The following is a 16,398-nucleotide window of genomic DNA, read 5'->3' as shown; positions in this document are numbered from 1 at the left end:
AAATCTCGCATGAAAGCGCGTTTGACATGAAGGCGCGCTGGCACTGGATCCTGCTGCCGTCGCTGCTGCTGTCGCTGGGCTTGCTGCTCGCGTCGCAAATCGCGTTCTTGCGCGGCGGTTTCTTCCGCGATTTGCGCTTGGGCCGGATGGGCACCGACTTCACGCTGGCGAATTACGAGCGCTTTTTCACCGATCCGCTTTATCTCGACTCTCTGCTGCTGACGGTGCGCCTGTCGCTGACGGTCGCGTTGCTCACGCTGCTGGTCGGCTTTCCGATCGCCTATGTCCTCGCGCGGCTTAAGTCGCGCTGGACGCTAGTACTGCTCGCCGGGATCATCGCCGCGTCCTTCATCACCATCGTGATCAAGGTGCTCGGCCTTATCATCATCTTTTCCAGCGGCGGATTCCTCAATCGCTTCCTGATGTGGACCGGCATCGTGTCCTCGCCCATCGCCATCGTCGGCAATCCCGGCGGCGTGGTCATCGGGCTGATGCATTTCACGATGGGGTTCTCGATCCTGCTGCTCTACAGCGTGGTGCAAACGATCCCGCGCTCGCTGGAGGAAGCGGCCGAGATCCACGGTGCGCCGCGCTGGCGCGTCTTCGCGCGCGTGATCCTGCCGCTGAGCCTGCCCGGCCTCGTCGTCACCGGCTTGATCGTTTTCAATCTGTGCATGGGCGCCTTCACCTCGGCGGCGCTGATCGGCGGCGGCAAAGTCTACACCCTGCCCGTGCTGATCCAGCAGACGGTCATCAACCAAACGCGCTACGGCATGGGCGCCACGATCTCCGCGGTTCTCATGCTCGTGACGCTGGCCATCAACGGATTGTCGGTGCTGGCGATGAGCAAGCTCGATAAGCGCCGGAGTGCGGTGGCATGATGAACCGTTATCGCGCCCTCGCCCGCGCGCGCGGTGTTGCCTCCGTCACTTGGATCGCCGCCGCCTTCGTGTTTTTGTTCGCACCCTTGGTCGTCGTCGTCGGCGCATCGTTCGACGGCGGCAATCGCACCTTCCTCAATTTCCCGCCGCAGGAGTTCTCGACGCGCTGGTATTTCCAGATCGCGCCCGACCTGTTCCAGTCGCTGGCACTCGCCATCGGCCTTGGCCTGACGACCGCGTTCCTCGCCTGTATTCTCGGCGTGCCGGCGGCGCTGGGGCTCGTGCGCGCGGAGTTCCGCGGCAAGGCGATCGTCGCCGCGCTGTTCCGGGCGCCCTTGCAAATTCCCGCCGTGGTGATCGGGGTTTCGTTCCTGAAACTCTATTATCTCATCGGCGACGTGTTCGGCCTGCGCTTGGTCGGCACGCTGCCGGGCCTGCTGATCGCGCATCTGTTCTTGGCGACGCCCTATGTGATCGGCTCGGTCGTCGCGGTGTTGCAGCGTTTCAATCTGCGCCTGGAAGAAGCGGCGTTGAGTTTGGGTGCTTCGCGTATGCGCACCTTCCGGCGCGTGACGCTGCCGCTGATCATGCCCGGCGTTTACGCGGGCGCCATGTACGCGTTCCTCGTCTCGTTCGGCGACGTGCCGGTCTCGCTGTTCCTCGGCGGGCCGGGCATGCAGCCTTTCGCGGCGAAGATCTTCAATCTGATGGAATACGACTTCGATCCGTCGCTGCTCGCGATCTCGACCTACATCATCGTCGGCTCGTTCGCCGCGATCTATTTCCTGCAACGCGCCATCGGTCTCGACCAGCTCACGCGCTCGGGCGGCGGCTGACCCTCATCCCCCTTTTCCCCTCCAGGAGGTTTCCATGCGCAAACTCGGCAGACGTTCGTTCCTTGCTGGTGCAACCGCCGCTTCGGCCCTTCTGGCCGCCCCGGCGATCCGCGCGCAAACCCCGAATTTCGCGGGCCAGACGTTGCGCGTCGCCACGTTCGGCGGCGGCTGGGATCGCGCCGTGCACAAATACGCGGGCGTGAAGCTCGAAGCGCTCGGCGCCAAGGTCGAATACGTGACCGCCCCGCCGCGCGACAATCTCGCCAAGCTGATCGCCGCGCGCGGCCAAGCCGCCCCGTTCGACGTGGTCGAGATGGCCGACCTCACCTGGGTCGACACGTACGAGGCGGGCTTCATCCAGAAGATCAATCTCGACAACATCCCGAACCGCAAGGAATTGCTGCCCACCCTCGCCGACGAATGGAAGGTCGCAAGCTGGGCCACGCAGGAAGGCATCGTCTGGCATCCGGAGCGTTTCGCCGCCGCCGGCGTGCCGGGGCCCGAACGTTATCGCGACCTGCTGCATCCCGCCCTCCAGCGCAAGATCGCGATCATCGACATCTCGCAGGCCGGCATCTCGCAATTGCTGGTCGGCGCGTCGATCGACGAAGGCGGCTCGCAGGAGAACATCACCGCCGGTCTCGAATTCGTGCGCAAGGCAAACCCGTTCCAGTTCTGGCGCGTGGGCGCGCAAGCGGTCACGCTGATGAACTCGGGCGATATCATGGCGTCGACGATGCACGCTGGCTTCGCCGTGCAGATGCGCCGCGCCGGTTTGCCGGTCAAGTTCACCCATCCGAAAGTCGGGCCGACAAAGCGCGGCCTGTCGAAGGAAGGCTGGCTCGGCGTCGTCAAGGGCACGCCGGTCGCGCGTGCGGCCGAATTCTTCATCAACGAGTACATTTCCTACGACACGCAATTCGGTCTGGCGACCGAACGCGGCGTGGTGCCGATCAACAACCGCGCGCGCGACGCGCTGGTCAACGATCCGCTGCTGAAGGAGATGTTCTTGCTCTCCGAGGCCGACGTCGCCAACATGGTGTCCGTCGATTTCACCAAGTTCAATCTCGACGACGCGACGCAGCGCTGGTCGCGGATGATCACCAGCGCGAAGTAACCGCGGAGTAAGCATGCGCATCGCGATCGTCGGGGCCGGTTCGATCGGCGGCGCGATCGCGCATGCGCTGGCGCTGACGGGGCACGACCCCGTCGTCGTCGCGCGCGGCGCCACCAAGGCCGCGTTGGCGCGCGACGGTTTCACGGTGACGCGCGCGGGAAGGATCGAGAAATCCGCCCCGCGCGTCGTCGCCGATCCCGCCGCGGCGGGCATTCAAGACATGGTGATCGGCGCGCTGAAAGCCCATGATTGGCCGGGAGCCGTCGATCTGTTCATGCCATTGATGGGGCCGGACACGCTGTTGCTGCCCGCGATCAACGGGCTGCCATGGTGGTATTTCCAGCGCCAGGGCGGCGCACGCGACGGCGCGATTCTGGAAACCGTCGATCCGGGCGGCATGTTGTCGAAGCGCTTCGATCCGGCGCGCATCGTCGGCACGGTCGTCTACATGGCCGTGTCGCGCCCCGCCCCCGGCCATCTCGCCTGGCCGACCGGCGAAAGGCTGGTGATCGGCGATGTCGCCGCCGGTGCGGGCAACGCGGAACGCGCGGCGATCCCGCTGCGCGCCGCCGGCCTCAATGTCGAGATCGCGTCCGACAGTCGTCACGCGATGTGGACGAAGCTGCTGGGCAATGCCAGCTTCAACCCGATTTCGGTATTGGTGCGCGCGGGCGTGACGGCCATTCTCGACGATCCGCATTGGCGCGCGATGGGCGCGGCCGTGATGCGCGAGATCATGGCGCTATCCACCGCCGCCGGCTGCGCGGTCGATATCGACGTCGAGGCGCGGCTGGAAGCCATGCGCCGTTTGGGTGATTTCAAATCCTCGATGCTGCAGGATTTCGAAGCGGGCCGGAAATTGGAAATCGGTCCGCTGGTCGAAGCGCCGCGCGAATTCGGCCGACTGACCGGCGTCGCCACGCCCGTGCTCGACGAACTCTCGGCGCGGATGAAGGCTTACGCCTAGGCCGATTTCAGGGCTTTCTCGACTTCGCGGACCGTGCCGGCGGCGAGATCCATGATCGCGCGCGTGCCGCCGCGCGCATGATCGGTCCCCTTGCCCGGGAACACCGCGCCGAAGCCGCCGTCGAGGGCGAGCACGGCGAAACCATGGATCGCCGCCCATGCCATGGTCATCTTGGCGACCGAGCGCTCGTTGGGTCCGTTGGCGCCGACGAGCAATTCGGCCATCGCGCCGTAGATGCGCTGATGGCACGCATCGAACGCCGAGCGCAGGCGAATCGACGTGACGTCCACGACATCGGATCGGAACATCAGCTGGAAGCGCGAGCGATTGGCGATCGCGAATTCGATATAGCCCAACGCCGTCTCGCGGAAGCGTTTGGCGGGCGCCCCCGCCGTGCGCAGCGTGCGCCGCTCGATCGTGCGGCCGAGCTCGTCGAACGCCTCGGCGGCGAATTCGGTCAACAAACCCGCTTTATCGACGAAATGATGGGCCGGTGCGGCGTGGGAAACGCCGGCGCGGCGCGCGCATTCGCGCAGCGAGAAGCCTTCCACACCCTCGACCTCGATCAGCGCCAGCGCCGCATCGAGCAGGAGTCGGCGCACATCTTCAGCCTCTGCAAGACTGGGGCGTCCGACCGGGCGCGGTTGCTTCAGCGCTCTCACTTCCGCAGACACTTTTTCCTCTCGAGACACCACTTGGCCACAGAATTTATGCCCAACGCGTGGTCACGTCCAGAATTCCTTTAGCATTTTGCGAATTAGTGATTCGGTTGCATCGCGTGGAAAAAGCGCGCCCGATTCGGCTCACAATTTGCGGGCGACCGACGAAGCGGCCATCTGCGCCTGAGACACGCTCATCGACTGGAACGCCTTCGTCGCTTGCAGCAGCCAGCCCGAACGCTCGAACAGGCTCGCGGGCCCGAGCTGATCGCAAATGCTTTCGAACATGCGTTTAGAGATATCGGCCGCACGGCACAGCACGGCGAATTGTTCGGGCGAACCGCTGCGCACCGTGCCGCGCACGATCTTCAACGGTTCCGACAGGAATTCGCTGACCGCGAGTTCCTTCAAATCGCGCCGATCGTCGGGCAGCGTGTTCAGGATCAAAGCCAGATCCTCTTCGCCGACCCGCACGCCGCCCGCGGCGGACGCGTCGAGCCGCTCGCGCAACGCTTCGGCCAGGTCGCCGGCGATCTTCTCGCCGTCCAGGGCCGATAGCACGATACGCCGCAGTTTGGCCTTGTCGCCGCCGATCGCGGCATAGAGTTTCTCGTGCACCCCGTCGATCGCCCATTCAAGCATTTCGAGCGCAATCACGGCGGGCAGGTCGGGACGCGCCGACAGCGGCGGCTGCATGTCGCCCCACTCCTTGGCGAGTTCGGCGATGCGCACGAAAGTGCGTTCGGAAATGCGCGCGCCGGAATTGGCGAGAAGCGACTTGGCGACTTCCGGTTCGCCGAAGGCCATCACCGCGGCGCTGACCACTTCCTCGACCAATTCGCGCTGCGCGATCGCCAAACGATGGCGAATCGATCCCTTGATCGCGATCTCGATCAAGTCGGTATCCTCGAGCGACTTGCTGCGCAGCAGGATCGGCCAAGCGACGTCGATATCGTCCTCGGCCAAGGCGCGCACGATGCCGCGCGACGCGCGCGAGTCCGACGCGAGTTCGTCGGCCAGCATCTTGCGCACCGGCTTTTCGACTTCGCGGATGATCGCCTTGACCAGCTCGATCAACAGAATGCTGAAACGCGAGACCTTGTCGGAGACGCCCAGTTCCAAAATCAGCTTGGCGAGGGCGGCGGCGACACCAACATTCGATTGGCTGCGGTCGTTGGAGATCGACGATAGGATCTCCCGCAGCTGGTGCATCAGCCTCTCACTGGTCATCGACCGTATTCCCGGAAGGGCGCCGCCCGTATTCCAATAGATTCAGGGGCTTGTCTAGTTGATTTGCCGCAACGCGACAAGGAATCTTTTCGCCGTCAATTTTGCGAAATGCGAAGCACGACGCACTCATACGCGCGATCGGTCGGATCGGATGACGGAGCGGCCGCGGCGCCGCGCCCGGTTCAATAGATGAGATCGTCATCGCCGCCTTTTCCACCTTTTGACAACACAATCTCGTTCCGTGCCGCGAGATCCTTCGCCGTGTTGATCATGGCGCCCTGCGCTTCGATCACGTCGCGTGCGCGGACCGGTCCCAACGCCTCGATCTCCTCTTTCAAAAGCTTGCCCGCGCGCTCGGACATGTTGGAAAAGAACAGGTCGCGTAGCCCCTCGTTCGCCCCTTTCAAAGCGAGGGCGAGTTTCGACTTATCGACGGCGCGCAGCAATGTTTGCACCCCGCCGGGATCGAGGCGCGAGAGATCCTCGAATTTGAACATCAGCGCGCGAATCCGCTCGGCGGAATCCCGATTGCGTTCCTCCAGCGCCGTGGTGAAACGCGCCTCGGTCGTCCGATCGAGGGCGTTGAAGATTTCGGCCATCATTTCGTGCGTGTCGCGACGGTTCTGCTTGGCGATATTCGCCATGAATTCGGTGCGCAGAACGCGCTCGACGTCCTCCAAAACCTCTTTTCCCACGCTTTCCATGCGCAGCATGCGCATGACGACTTCCATCGCGAAAGCGTCGGGCATCGTCGCCAGCACGCGCGCCGCATGGTCGGCTTTGATCTTCGACAGCACGACCGCGACGGTCTGCGGATATTCGTTCTTGAGATAGTTGGAGAGGATCGACTCGTTGACGTTGGCGAGCTTGTCCCACATCGTGCGGCCCATCGGACCGCGGATCTCGTCGAGAATGTCCGATGCGCGCTTCTTGTCGAGGACCTTGCCGAGGAAGCGCTCGGCCGAATCGAACGTGCCGGCGAGCGAGCCCGTCGCCGAAATCTGATCCGCGAACTCGATGACCAGACGTTCGATGATCGACGCGTTGACATTGCCCAGCCCGGCCATGGTCTGGGACAATTCCTTGATCTCGTCGTCCGACATCAGCGCGAAGAGCTTGCTCGCGACTTCCTCGCCCAGCGACAGCAGGAGGATCGCTGCTTTCTCCTGCCCCGACAGGGCGCGGTAATCGTCGAGAATGCGCATCGTGCCGGGGCGGATTTGAACGCCGTCAGGATCGAGGAAGGAATTACGCGCGTAGCGCCAAGGACCAATATGGTCGATGAATATGTCCATTGTCAAATTATGGTCGAAAATTTCCGGCCGTGACCGCGTATTGCCGCTTCTCCGTAAAATTTGCGTTCGCGAAATGCAAAAGGCGTCAGCGCGACTCTTGCGCCCGCGCCCAGGCTTCGATGATCGCTTTGGCGTCGTCGGCGCGACGGGATTCCGACGCCATGCGGCGCGCTGCCATCGGCAAGCCGACTTGAATGCGCAGCGCGGCTGCATCCATTTCGTAAGGCCGCTTGTCTTGACCGAGATGCGCCAACGCCGCGTCCGATTGTTCGAGGGTCACGGCGTAATAAACGCGCTCCACTCCCGCGATCAGCATCGCCGAGACGCACAAGGCGCAAGGCTCGCACGACGTGTACATCTCGGTTTGCGACAAATCGACCGTCGCGAGATTGCGGCACGCGTCGCGGATCGCCTCGATTTCGCTATGCGAGGTCGGATCGTGGCGCTGGACGGCGTGGTTATAGCCCTCCCCCACAATCTTGCCGTCCTTCACGACCACCGCGCCGAAGGGCTCGCAGCCCTTCTCCGTCAGCGCTTGCGCCGACAATTCGATCGCGCGGGTCATGAAGGCATCGACATACATGGATCAACTCGCCAGCGCTTTCATCTCGGCATAGAGGTCCGATTTGCCTTCGAACCCAATGCCCGGCAGATCGGGCATCGTGATGTGCCCGTCGATCACCTTCACGCCGTCCGGGAACCCGCCATAAGGCTGGAACAGATCGGGATAGCTTTCATTCCCGCCGAGGCCGAGACCGGCGGCGATGTTGAGCGACATTTGATGTCCGCCATGCGGCACGCAACGGCTCGGCGACCAGCCATAAGTCTTGAGCACTTCCAGCGTGCGCTGGTATTCGCAAAGCCCATAGGACAGCGCGCAATCGAATTGCAGCCAATCGCGATCGGGGCGCATCCCGCCATAGCGGATCAGATTGCGCGCGTCCTGATGGCTGAACAGGTTTTCGCCCGTCGCCATCGGGCCGGGATAGAACTCGGCCAGCGACGCTTGGACGTGGTAGTCCAAGGGATCGCCCGCTTCCTCGTACCAGAACAGCGGATAGTCGCGCAGCATCTTGGCGTAGGCGATGGCGGTTTCGAGGTCGAAGCGCCCATTGGCATCGACCGCGAGCTGGTTCTTGGGCCCGATTTCGTCGAGCACGGCTTCGATACGGCCGCGATCTTCGGCGATCGACGCCCCGCCGATTTTCATTTTCACGACGTTGTAGCCGCGCTCGAGATAGCCGCGCATTTCCTTGCGCAGCGCCGAATTGTCCTTGCCGGGATAATAATAGCCGCCGGCGGCATAGACGAAGACGCGCGGGTTCGCCGTGCGGCCGTGGCGCTCGGCGAGCAAACGGAACAGCGGCTTGCCGGCGATCTTGGCGACCGCATCCCAAATCGCCATGTCGAGCGTGCCGACCGCGACCGAACGCTCGCCGTGCCCGCCCGGCTTCTCGTTCTTCATCATCGCCGCCCAAGCCTTATCCGGGTCGATATTTTCGCCCGTCGCGTCGAGCAGCGATTTGGGATCGGCTTCCTTCAGCCGGTCGGCGAAACGTTCGCGGATCAACCCGCCTTGGCCGTAGCGCCCGTTCGAATTGAAGCCATAGCCGACGACCGTTTTGCCGTTGCGCTCCACGTTGGTGACGACCGCCACCAAGCTCGACGTCATCTTCGAGAAGTCGATATAGGCGTTGCGGATGGGCGACGCGATCGGCTTGGTGACTTCGCGGACGTCAACGATACGGATGGTCATTCAGGGGGCTCCCGGATAGCGGATAACCCTTATTGCCGGTGTCGGGCGCACGGGGCAAGTTTTCGTGCGGCGGAACGCTTACTTGCGCAGTTCTTCGATCGCTTGGCGGACTTGCGGATCGAGTCCCTGTCCGCCCGCGCCGAGATACGCGACGATCTCGGCCCGCATGCTGGGCGCCCAGAATTTCCTCAAATGCGTCGCGATCTCGACGGGCGCATTTTCGCCCTGATGGGCGAAGAACTTGCCGATCTGATTGGCCATGTGGACGAGCTTTTCATGCGACATCGCGCGCCTCGCCGGCAACCACCCGCGCCGCATGGGTGAAGACTTCGAACCCGTCGTCGCGCGCGATCCCGATCAGCGTGATCCCGGCCGCCGCGGCGGTGCGGATCGCCAAGGCCGTCGGCGCCGACACGGCGACGAGCACGGGGGCGCCCATCATCGCGGCTTTCTGCACGAGTTCGACCGAAACGCGGCTGGTGAGAACCACAATCCCCGTCTCGGCCTTGCGACCGGCGCGCGCCAACGCACCCGCCAGCTTGTCGAGCGCGTTGTGGCGGCCGACATCTTCGCGCAAGGCGACCAAGCCTTCGCCGCGCACCCACAACGCCGCGCCATGTGCGGCGTGGGTCAGGCGATGCAGCGATTGTGCTGCCGGCAAGGCCGCGACCGCCGCAGCGATATCCGCACGCGTCACGCGCGGATCGGCGGTCACGACCGGCGGCGTCTTGGTCGCTTCCTTCAAACTGTCGATGCCGCACAAGCCGCAACCCGTGGGCCCCGCCATATAACGGCGCCGTTCGACGAAAGCGCCGGCGCGCGGTTCGGCCAGCGCCATGCGCAATTCGATCCCCTCGTCCGTCGGGCGGATCTCGATTTCCTCGATCTCGCCGGGCGCCGCGACGATTCCTTCGTTCAGCGAAAAGCCGAGCGCGAAATCCTCGAGATCGGCGGGGCTCGCCATCATGACGGCCTGCGTCACGCGATCATAGGTGAAGGCGATCGCCGTTTCCTCGGGCACCTGTCGCGCACCCTGTCGCCGGGCGTCACCGCGCCACACTTCATTGGAAACGCGATAAGCGGGCTTGAAGGCGTCGCTCATTCCGCCACCTCCGCCGGTTTGGCGATACGCCGCGATTGGTCGGCGTGTTCGCGATAGCGTGTCTGCCAATCGCTGGGTCCGTTGGACGGCATGCATTGCACGGCCGTCACCTTGTATTCGGGGCAGTTGGTCGCCCAATCCGAATAATCGGTCGTCACGACATTGGCTTGCGTGTCCGGGTGGTGGAACGTCGTATAGACCACGCCCGCCGCGACGCGATCGGTGATCAAGGCGCGCAACGCCGTCTCGCCCGCCCGGCTGCGCACGGCGACCCAATCGCCATCGCGGATGCCGCGCTCCTCCGCGTCGTGCGGATTGATTTCCAGCCGGTCTTCCTCGTGCCAAACGACATTCGCCGTGCGGCGCGTCTGGGCGCCGACATTGTATTGGCTGAGGATGCGGCCCGTCGTCAGCAGCAGCGGGAAGCGCGGGCCGACACGCTCGTCCGTCGCGACGTACTCCGTGATCATGAAGCGGCCCTTGCCGCGCACGAAACCGCCGATATGCATGACCGGCGTGCCTTCCGGCGCCTTGTCGTTGCAAGGCCACTGGACGGAACCGAGTTCGTCGAGTTTGGCGTAGGACACGCCCTTGAACGTCGGCGTCACGGCCGCGATCTCGTCCATGATTTCGCCGGGATGGGCGTAACCCATCGTGAAGCCCAGCGCCTTGGCGAAGGCAAGCGTTACTTCCCAATCGCCCAGGCCGTTGCGCGGCGCCATCACCTTGCGGACGCGCTGGATGCGCCGCTCGGCATTGGTGAAGGTGCCGTCCTTCTCCAGGAAGGTCGAACCCGGCAGGAAAATATGGGCGTAGTTCGCGGTCTCGTTCAGGAACAGGTCCTGCACGATCACGCATTCCATCGCGGCCAAGCCCGCCGCGACGTGATGCGTGTCGGGATCGGATTGCAGAATATCCTCACCCTGGATGTAGAGCCCCTTGAACGCACCATCCACGGCCGCATCCAACATGTTGGGAATGCGCAGGCCCGGTTCCTTATCGAGCGACACGCCCCACAGGGATTCGAACATCGCGCGCGCACCGTCGTCGGACACGTGGCGATAGCCCGACAGCTCGTGCGGGAACGAGCCCATGTCGCAGGCCCCCTGCACGTTGTTCTGACCGCGCAACGGATTCACGCCCACGCCGGGGCGGCCGATATTGCCCGTCGCCATCGCCAGATTCGCGATCGCCATGACCGAGGTCGAGCCTTGGCTATGTTCGGTCACGCCCAATCCGTAATAGATCGCGGCGTTGCCGCCGGTCGCGTATAGCCGCGCGGCTTCGCGGATGGTTTCGGCGGGCACGCCGGCGAATTTGGCGACTTCCTCGGGGTTGTTGCGCTCTTCGGCGACGAAGGCGGCCCAGCGATTGAACGCCGCCAGATCGCAATTCGCGCGCACGAACGCTTCGTCCACCAGGCCTTCGGTGACGATCACATGCGCCAACGCCGTCAAGATCGCGACGTTCGTGCCGGGGCGCAGCGGCAGATGGTGGGCGGCTTCGACATGCGGCGTGCGCACCAAATCGATGCGGCGCGGATCGATGACGATGAGCTTTGCTCCTTCGCGCAGACGCTTCTTCAAGCGCGACGCGAAGACCGGATGCCCGTCGGTCGGGTTGGCGCCGATCACGACGACGACATCCGCGTGTTCGACGGAATCGAAATCCTGCGTACCCGCCGAGGTGCCATAGGTCGTCGATAATCCATAGCCCGTGGGCGAATGGCAAACGCGCGCGCAGGTATCGACATTGTTGTTGCCGAAGCCCGCACGGACGAGCTTCTGCACCAGATAGGTTTCTTCGTTCGTGCAGCGCGAGGACGTGATACCGCCGACGGCATTGCGCCCGTATTTCGCCTGGATACGTTTGAATTCCGACGCCGCATACGCGATCGCCTCGTCCCAGCTCACCTCGCGCCACGGATCGGTGATCTTGGCGCGGATCATCGGATTCAAAATCCGATCCTTATGCGTGGCGTAGCCCCAGGCGAAGCGGCCTTTGACGCAAGAATGGCCGCGATTGGCCTTGCCGTCCTTGTACGGCACCATGCGCACGACTTCCTCGCCCCGCATCTCCGCCTTGAACGAACACCCCACGCCGCAATAGGCGCAGGTCGTGACGACGGAATGCTCGGGCTGGCCGATCTCGATGACCGATTTTTCGGTCAGCGTCGCGGTCGGGCAGGCCTGCACGCATGCACCACAGGACACGCAATCCGATTCCAGGAACGTCTCGCCCGCCCCGGCCGAGACGCGCGAGCCGAAGCCGCGCCCTTCGATGGTCAGCGCGAAGGTGCCTTGTGTTTCCTCGCACGCCCGCACGCAGCGCGAGCACGCGATGCATTTGGAGGAGTCGAAGGTGAAATAAGGATTGCTCTCGTCCTTGGCGAGACCAAGATGGTTCTCGCCCTCGTAGCCGTAGCGGACTTCGCGCAATCCCACCGCGCCCGCCATGTCCTGCAATTCGCAATCGCCGTTGGCGGCGCAAGTCAGGCAATCGAGCGGGTGATCGGAGATATAAAGCTCCATCACTCCGCGCCGAAGCTGCTTCAAACGCGGCGTCTGGGTCGAAACGACGAGCCCTTCCGCGACCGGCGTGGTGCAGGAGGCGGGCGTGCCGTTACGACCCTGGATTTCGACAAGGCACAGGCGGCACGAACCGAACGCGTCGAGCGTATCCGTGGCGCAGAGCTTCGGGACCTGGATCCCCGCCTCCATCGCCGCGCGCATGATCGACGTGCCCTCGGCCACCTCGATCTTGGTACCGTCGATGGTGAGCGTCACGGTCTTCGCCGAAGCGCTCGGCTTCGTGCCGTAATCGGTTTCGTGGATCAGGCCCATGATCGGTCCTTCACTCAGCGGCGGCGCGCTTGGCGCCTGCGCCGAAATCTTCGGGGAAATGGTGTAGCGCGCTCAGCACCGGATAGGGCGTGAAGCCGCCCAGCGCGCAAAGCGAACCGAATTTCAGCGTCTGGCAGAGATCTTCGAGCAGCGCGGTGTTCGCCGCGCGATCCTGCCCGGCGACGATCTTGTCGATCGTTTCCACCCCGCGCGTCGAGCCGATGCGGCACGGTGTGCATTTGCCGCAGGATTCATGCGCGCAGAATTCCATGGCAAACCGGGCTTGGGCGGCCATATCGACGCCGTCGTCGAACACGACGATGCCGCCATGGCCGATCAAACCATCGCGCGCGGCGAAGGCTTCGTAGTCGAATGGCGTGTCGAACAACGCACGCGGGAAATAGGCGCCAAGCGGCCCGCCGACCTGCACCGCGCGCACGGGGCGGCCCGAGGCCGAACCGCCGCCGATGTCGTCGACCAATTCACCCAACGTCACGCCGAAGGCGGTCTCGTACAGGCCGCCATGTTTGACGTTGCCGGCCAATTGAATGGGCATCGTGCCGCGCGACTTGCCCATCCCGAAATCGCGATACGCGTCGGCGCCGTTCGCCAAAATCCACGGCACGGTCGCGAGCGAGATCACGTTATTGACGACCGTGGGCTTGCCGAACAGGCCGCGATGGGCGGGCAAAGGCGGCTTGGCGCGCACCGTGCCGCGCCGGCCCTCCAGGCTTTCGAGCAACGCCGTTTCCTCGCCGCAGACATAAGCGCCAGCCCCCACGCGGATCTCGATATCGAAATCGGCGCCGAGCTGCTTGTTCGCACGCGCGATGCGCAAGGCGGCGTCCATCGTCGCGATGGCGTGCGGATACTCGGAGCGGATATAGACGAAACCCTTCGCCGCACCGACCGCGAAGCCGGCGATCGCCATGCCTTCGATCAATGCGAAGGGATCGCCTTCCATCAACATGCGATCGGCGAAGGTACCGGAATCGCCTTCGTCGGCATTGCAGACGATGTATTTGCGATCGCCTTCCGCCGCGCGCACCGTGTTCCACTTGATGCCGGTCGGGAACCCCGCCCCGCCCCGCCCGCGCAAACCCGATCGCGTTACGGCGTCGATCGTCGCTTGCGCGCCCAAGCTACGTGCGCGCTCCAGACCTTTGAACGCGACCGGCGCCAAAGGATCGGCGATACCGCAGCGTTCGAACGTCAAACGCGTTTGGCGCGCGAGGAACGGGATCGCATCCGTCGCGCCCAACGACTTCGCATGCGGCTTGTCGGCGATCACCGCATCGAGGATCGAAGCAACCTCATCCGCCTCGACCGGGCCGAACGCGATGCGCCCTTGCGGTGTCTCGAGTTCCAGCATCGGTTCGAGCCAGTAAAGCCCGCGCGAGCCGGTGCGCACGAGATCGATGGCTAGACCACGCGCTTGCGCCGCCGCGTGCAACGCCTTGACGACGGCATCGGCGCCGACCGCCAAAGTGCCCGCATCGCGCGGCAGGAAAAAACGCAAACCGCTCATCGCACGCACCCGTCGATCAGCGTATCGAGCCGCGTTTGCGTGAGGCGCCCATGAAGCTCGCCGTCGAGCATCGCGGCGGGTGCCGTCGCGCACAGACCGAGACAGAAAACCGGTTCGAGGGTGAGCGCCGCGTCGTGGCCCTTCGCGCGGGCGCTGGCGTGTTCGACCAACGCATCGGCACCGCGCGATTGGCAAGCCTCGGCGCGGCAAACGCGCAGCACATGGCGGCCCGGCTTGGTCGCGCGGAAATCGTGATAGAACGTGACGACACCGTGGATTTCGGCGCGGCTGAGATTCAGCGCCTTGGCGACCGGCTCGATCGCCGCATCGTCGATATAGCCGAATTCCTTTTGCAGCGCGTGGAGGATGGGCAGCGCCGCCCCGTCCAACGCCTTATGCGCTTCGATGATCGCGTCGGCGCGCGCGTTGTCCCAGGTCATTCGGGGCTCCCTCCCGGCGTGAATCATCCGCCCGGAGCCCGAAAAGGGTCAATAAATCAATCCCATGGTGCGATAGCAAAAACCTATCAGCCGATCAGGACGCACCTAGAGTTTGTGCCAATAGCTTGGCCTCCACCACCAGTGCCGCCGTTTGCGGCGTCATCGGCTCGCGATGCGGCACCACAAGGCCGATCGTCGGATGGGTTTCGTCGCCGGTGATCGGGATCGCACGGATCGTCTGCGTCAGCCCCAAAGTCTCGGCGAGCTTGGCCGGCATCACGCTGGCCCAGCGCCCGGTGCGCACATGGGCGAACAGCACGATCATCGAATTCGACTCCAACGTGGGCGGCGTGGGCTCGCCCGCCGCGCGCAGCATATGGTCGACGATGCGACGGTTCTGCATGTCCTGCGTCAACAGGCACAGCGGGATCTTGCCGACCTCGGCCCATGTCACCGTTTCGCGATCGCCCAACGGCGCATCGGCCGAGGTGAGCAGCACGTAATGCTCGCGATAAAGCGGCACGGTCTGCACTTTGCCGATCGGTTCGTTATCGACATAGGTGAGGCCGGCGTCGATTTCGAGATTTTCGAGCAGGCCCAATATCTCGACGGAGTTGCGCGAGACGATGGTGAAGGTCACTTCCGGGTGGCGCTGGCGGAACGGCGTGGTCAGCGACGCGACCATCGCCAGCGCCGTGGGCACGGCCGCGATCTTCAGATGCCCGGCGAGCCCGTGTTTGAGGGCGCGGATCTCCTGCCGCATGGCGCGGGAATCGCCGACGATGCGCCGCGCCCATTCCAGCACGCGCTCGCCTTCCGGCGTGAAACTGTGGAACCGCGCCCCGCGATTGACCAGCAGCACGCCCAGCGTGTCCTCGAGTTGCTTGATCGCGGCCGAAAACGTCGGCTGGGTCACGCGGCTCGCCTCAGCCGCACGGCCGAAATGCTTCTCCTGCGCCAAGGCGATCAGAAATTCGAGCTTGTCGATCATGCCCCGTTCCGCTTCCGGGCAGGATCGTAGCGCGGCGGCGGCGGCGAAGCCACCGCCGCGCAGGGCGCATCAAGCGGTGATATCGACCTTCTTCGAATTCATCAAATCGGCGAGATAGCTCGACAGATCGGTCGAATCTTCCTCGTCCTCCTCGTCGGTCGAGGATTCGAGCAACTCGGTCAATTCCTCGAGCGCCGATTTGGACGACGATCCCGACGCCCCCTTCGCCCCACCGGCCCCGCCACCCGGCGGCGGACCACCGGCGCCACCGCCCGGCGGCGGTCCCGAGGGGCGCCCGCCCCCCTGCGGCCCGTTAGCCTTCATGTTCGCTTCGAACTTGTCGAGGGCGGCCGTGATCTTGTCGGCGTCGTCTTGCGTGACCTTCCCGGATTGCACATCCGCCGCGATCTGCTTGTCGAGTGCGGCACGCATCGCCTTGGGATCGGACGGTGCGCCGGTGGTGCTCGACGAACCGGCCGTCGTGCCGGTCGCGGATGTGCTGTCGCTTGTCGAGCTGGACGATTTGCTGTTTTTGGCGAGCGCTGCCGCCAACGCCGTGTTGTAGCTGCTGCTGGCATTCAACGAAGAAACGGACATCGGACACTCCTTGGCGCTTCGGCGCCGTTAAAAAGCAGCGTTCTGCTGCGGATCGAAAAACATCGACTTTAACGAGGGGAATGTCGCATGCCCGCCGGCCACGGCGGTGTAACGAAGCGTGCCGAATTGTGACCCGGGAGTCGTGCCGAGCCCATC

At 64.2% G+C, this 16,398-nt stretch carries 16 protein-coding genes; 4 read left to right on the top strand and 12 right to left on the bottom strand.

Translation table 11 applies throughout. The annotated features are described in order from the left end of the window. Positions 1-26: 26 nt before the first annotated feature. From J0H39_19110 to J0H39_19095, 4 genes are read left to right on the top strand one after another with little or no spacing between them, the layout of a single operon-like run. A complete protein-coding gene (locus tag J0H39_19110) occupies positions 27-881 on the top strand; it encodes an ABC transporter permease (protein MBN9498868.1) in 855 nt (284 codons plus the stop codon). Continuing rightward, a complete protein-coding gene (locus tag J0H39_19105) occupies positions 878-1,717 on the top strand; it encodes an ABC transporter permease (GenBank protein MBN9498867.1) in 840 nt (279 codons plus the stop codon). Before J0H39_19110 ends, J0H39_19105 begins: the two co-directional genes overlap by 4 nt. A gap of 34 nt (positions 1,718-1,751) precedes the next feature. Continuing rightward, entirely contained in the window at positions 1,752-2,834 is a 1,083-nt protein-coding gene (locus tag J0H39_19100; GenBank protein MBN9498866.1) for an extracellular solute-binding protein, read from the top strand. A gap of 13 nt (positions 2,835-2,847) precedes the next feature. Beyond that, entirely contained in the window at positions 2,848-3,801 is a 954-nt protein-coding gene (locus J0H39_19095; protein MBN9498865.1) for a 2-dehydropantoate 2-reductase, read from the top strand. On the opposite strand, the gene J0H39_19090 is transcribed toward J0H39_19095, so the two are convergent. From J0H39_19090 to J0H39_19035, 12 genes are all read right to left on the bottom strand, one after another. Continuing rightward, the gene (locus J0H39_19090; GenBank protein ID MBN9498864.1) at positions 3,798-4,403 is read right to left on the bottom strand and encodes a TetR/AcrR family transcriptional regulator; all 606 of its coding nucleotides are present in this window, start codon (positions 4,401-4,403) and stop codon (positions 3,798-3,800) included. The two genes, J0H39_19095 and J0H39_19090, sit on opposite strands and share 4 nt — an antisense overlap. A gap of 201 nt (positions 4,404-4,604) precedes the next feature. After that, on the bottom strand, positions 4,605-5,690 hold the full coding sequence (locus J0H39_19085) for a DUF2336 domain-containing protein (GenBank protein ID MBN9498863.1): 1,086 nt from the start codon (positions 5,688-5,690) through the stop codon (positions 4,605-4,607). A 182-nt stretch (positions 5,691-5,872) separates the two neighbouring features. Beyond that, positions 5,873-6,895, bottom strand: coding sequence for a flagellar motor switch protein FliG (gene fliG, locus J0H39_19080; protein MBN9498862.1), 1,023 nt, complete (start codon positions 6,893-6,895; stop codon positions 5,873-5,875). A gap of 175 nt (positions 6,896-7,070) precedes the next feature. Beyond that, positions 7,071-7,568 (bottom strand): nucleoside deaminase, encoded by a 498-nt coding sequence (locus J0H39_19075; GenBank protein ID MBN9498861.1) that lies wholly within the window; start codon positions 7,566-7,568, stop codon positions 7,071-7,073. Between the two features lie 3 nt (positions 7,569-7,571). Continuing rightward, positions 7,572-8,741 carry a mandelate racemase/muconate lactonizing enzyme family protein gene (locus J0H39_19070; protein MBN9498860.1) on the bottom strand — a complete coding sequence of 390 codons (1,170 nt, stop codon included), beginning with the start codon at positions 8,739-8,741 and terminating at the stop codon, positions 7,572-7,574. A gap of 78 nt (positions 8,742-8,819) precedes the next feature. Next, positions 8,820-9,026, bottom strand: a complete 207-nt coding sequence (locus tag J0H39_19065) for a formate dehydrogenase subunit delta (protein ID MBN9498859.1) — start codon at positions 9,024-9,026, stop codon at positions 8,820-8,822. After that, complete coding sequence (gene fdhD / locus J0H39_19060) at positions 9,016-9,843, bottom strand: formate dehydrogenase accessory sulfurtransferase FdhD (GenBank protein MBN9498858.1); 828 nt, start codon at positions 9,841-9,843, stop codon at positions 9,016-9,018. Before fdhD ends, J0H39_19065 begins: the two co-directional genes overlap by 11 nt. Beyond that, on the bottom strand, positions 9,840-12,686 hold the full coding sequence (gene fdhF / locus J0H39_19055) for a formate dehydrogenase subunit alpha (GenBank protein MBN9498857.1): 2,847 nt from the start codon (positions 12,684-12,686) through the stop codon (positions 9,840-9,842). Before fdhF ends, fdhD begins: the two co-directional genes overlap by 4 nt. A gap of 10 nt (positions 12,687-12,696) precedes the next feature. Then, a complete protein-coding gene (locus J0H39_19050) occupies positions 12,697-14,214 on the bottom strand; it encodes a formate dehydrogenase (GenBank protein MBN9498856.1) in 1,518 nt (505 codons plus the stop codon). After that, positions 14,211-14,654, bottom strand: coding sequence for a formate dehydrogenase subunit gamma (locus J0H39_19045; GenBank protein ID MBN9498855.1), 444 nt, complete (start codon positions 14,652-14,654; stop codon positions 14,211-14,213). The genes J0H39_19050 and J0H39_19045 overlap by 4 nt, the downstream gene beginning before the upstream one ends. 94 nt (positions 14,655-14,748) lie before the next feature. Then, positions 14,749-15,645 (bottom strand): LysR family transcriptional regulator, encoded by an 897-nt coding sequence (locus tag J0H39_19040; protein MBN9498854.1) that lies wholly within the window; start codon positions 15,643-15,645, stop codon positions 14,749-14,751. Positions 15,646-15,714: 69 nt separating this feature from the next. Next, positions 15,715-16,242, bottom strand: coding sequence for a hypothetical protein (locus J0H39_19035; protein ID MBN9498853.1), 528 nt, complete (start codon positions 16,240-16,242; stop codon positions 15,715-15,717). Positions 16,243-16,398 lie beyond the last annotated feature (156 nt).

It is taken from the genome of Alphaproteobacteria bacterium (assembly GCA_017308135.1).
GTDB lineage: Bacteria > Pseudomonadota > Alphaproteobacteria > CACIAM-22H2 > CACIAM-22H2 > Tagaea.
This window is presented reverse-complemented; position numbering and strand designations above follow the sequence as displayed.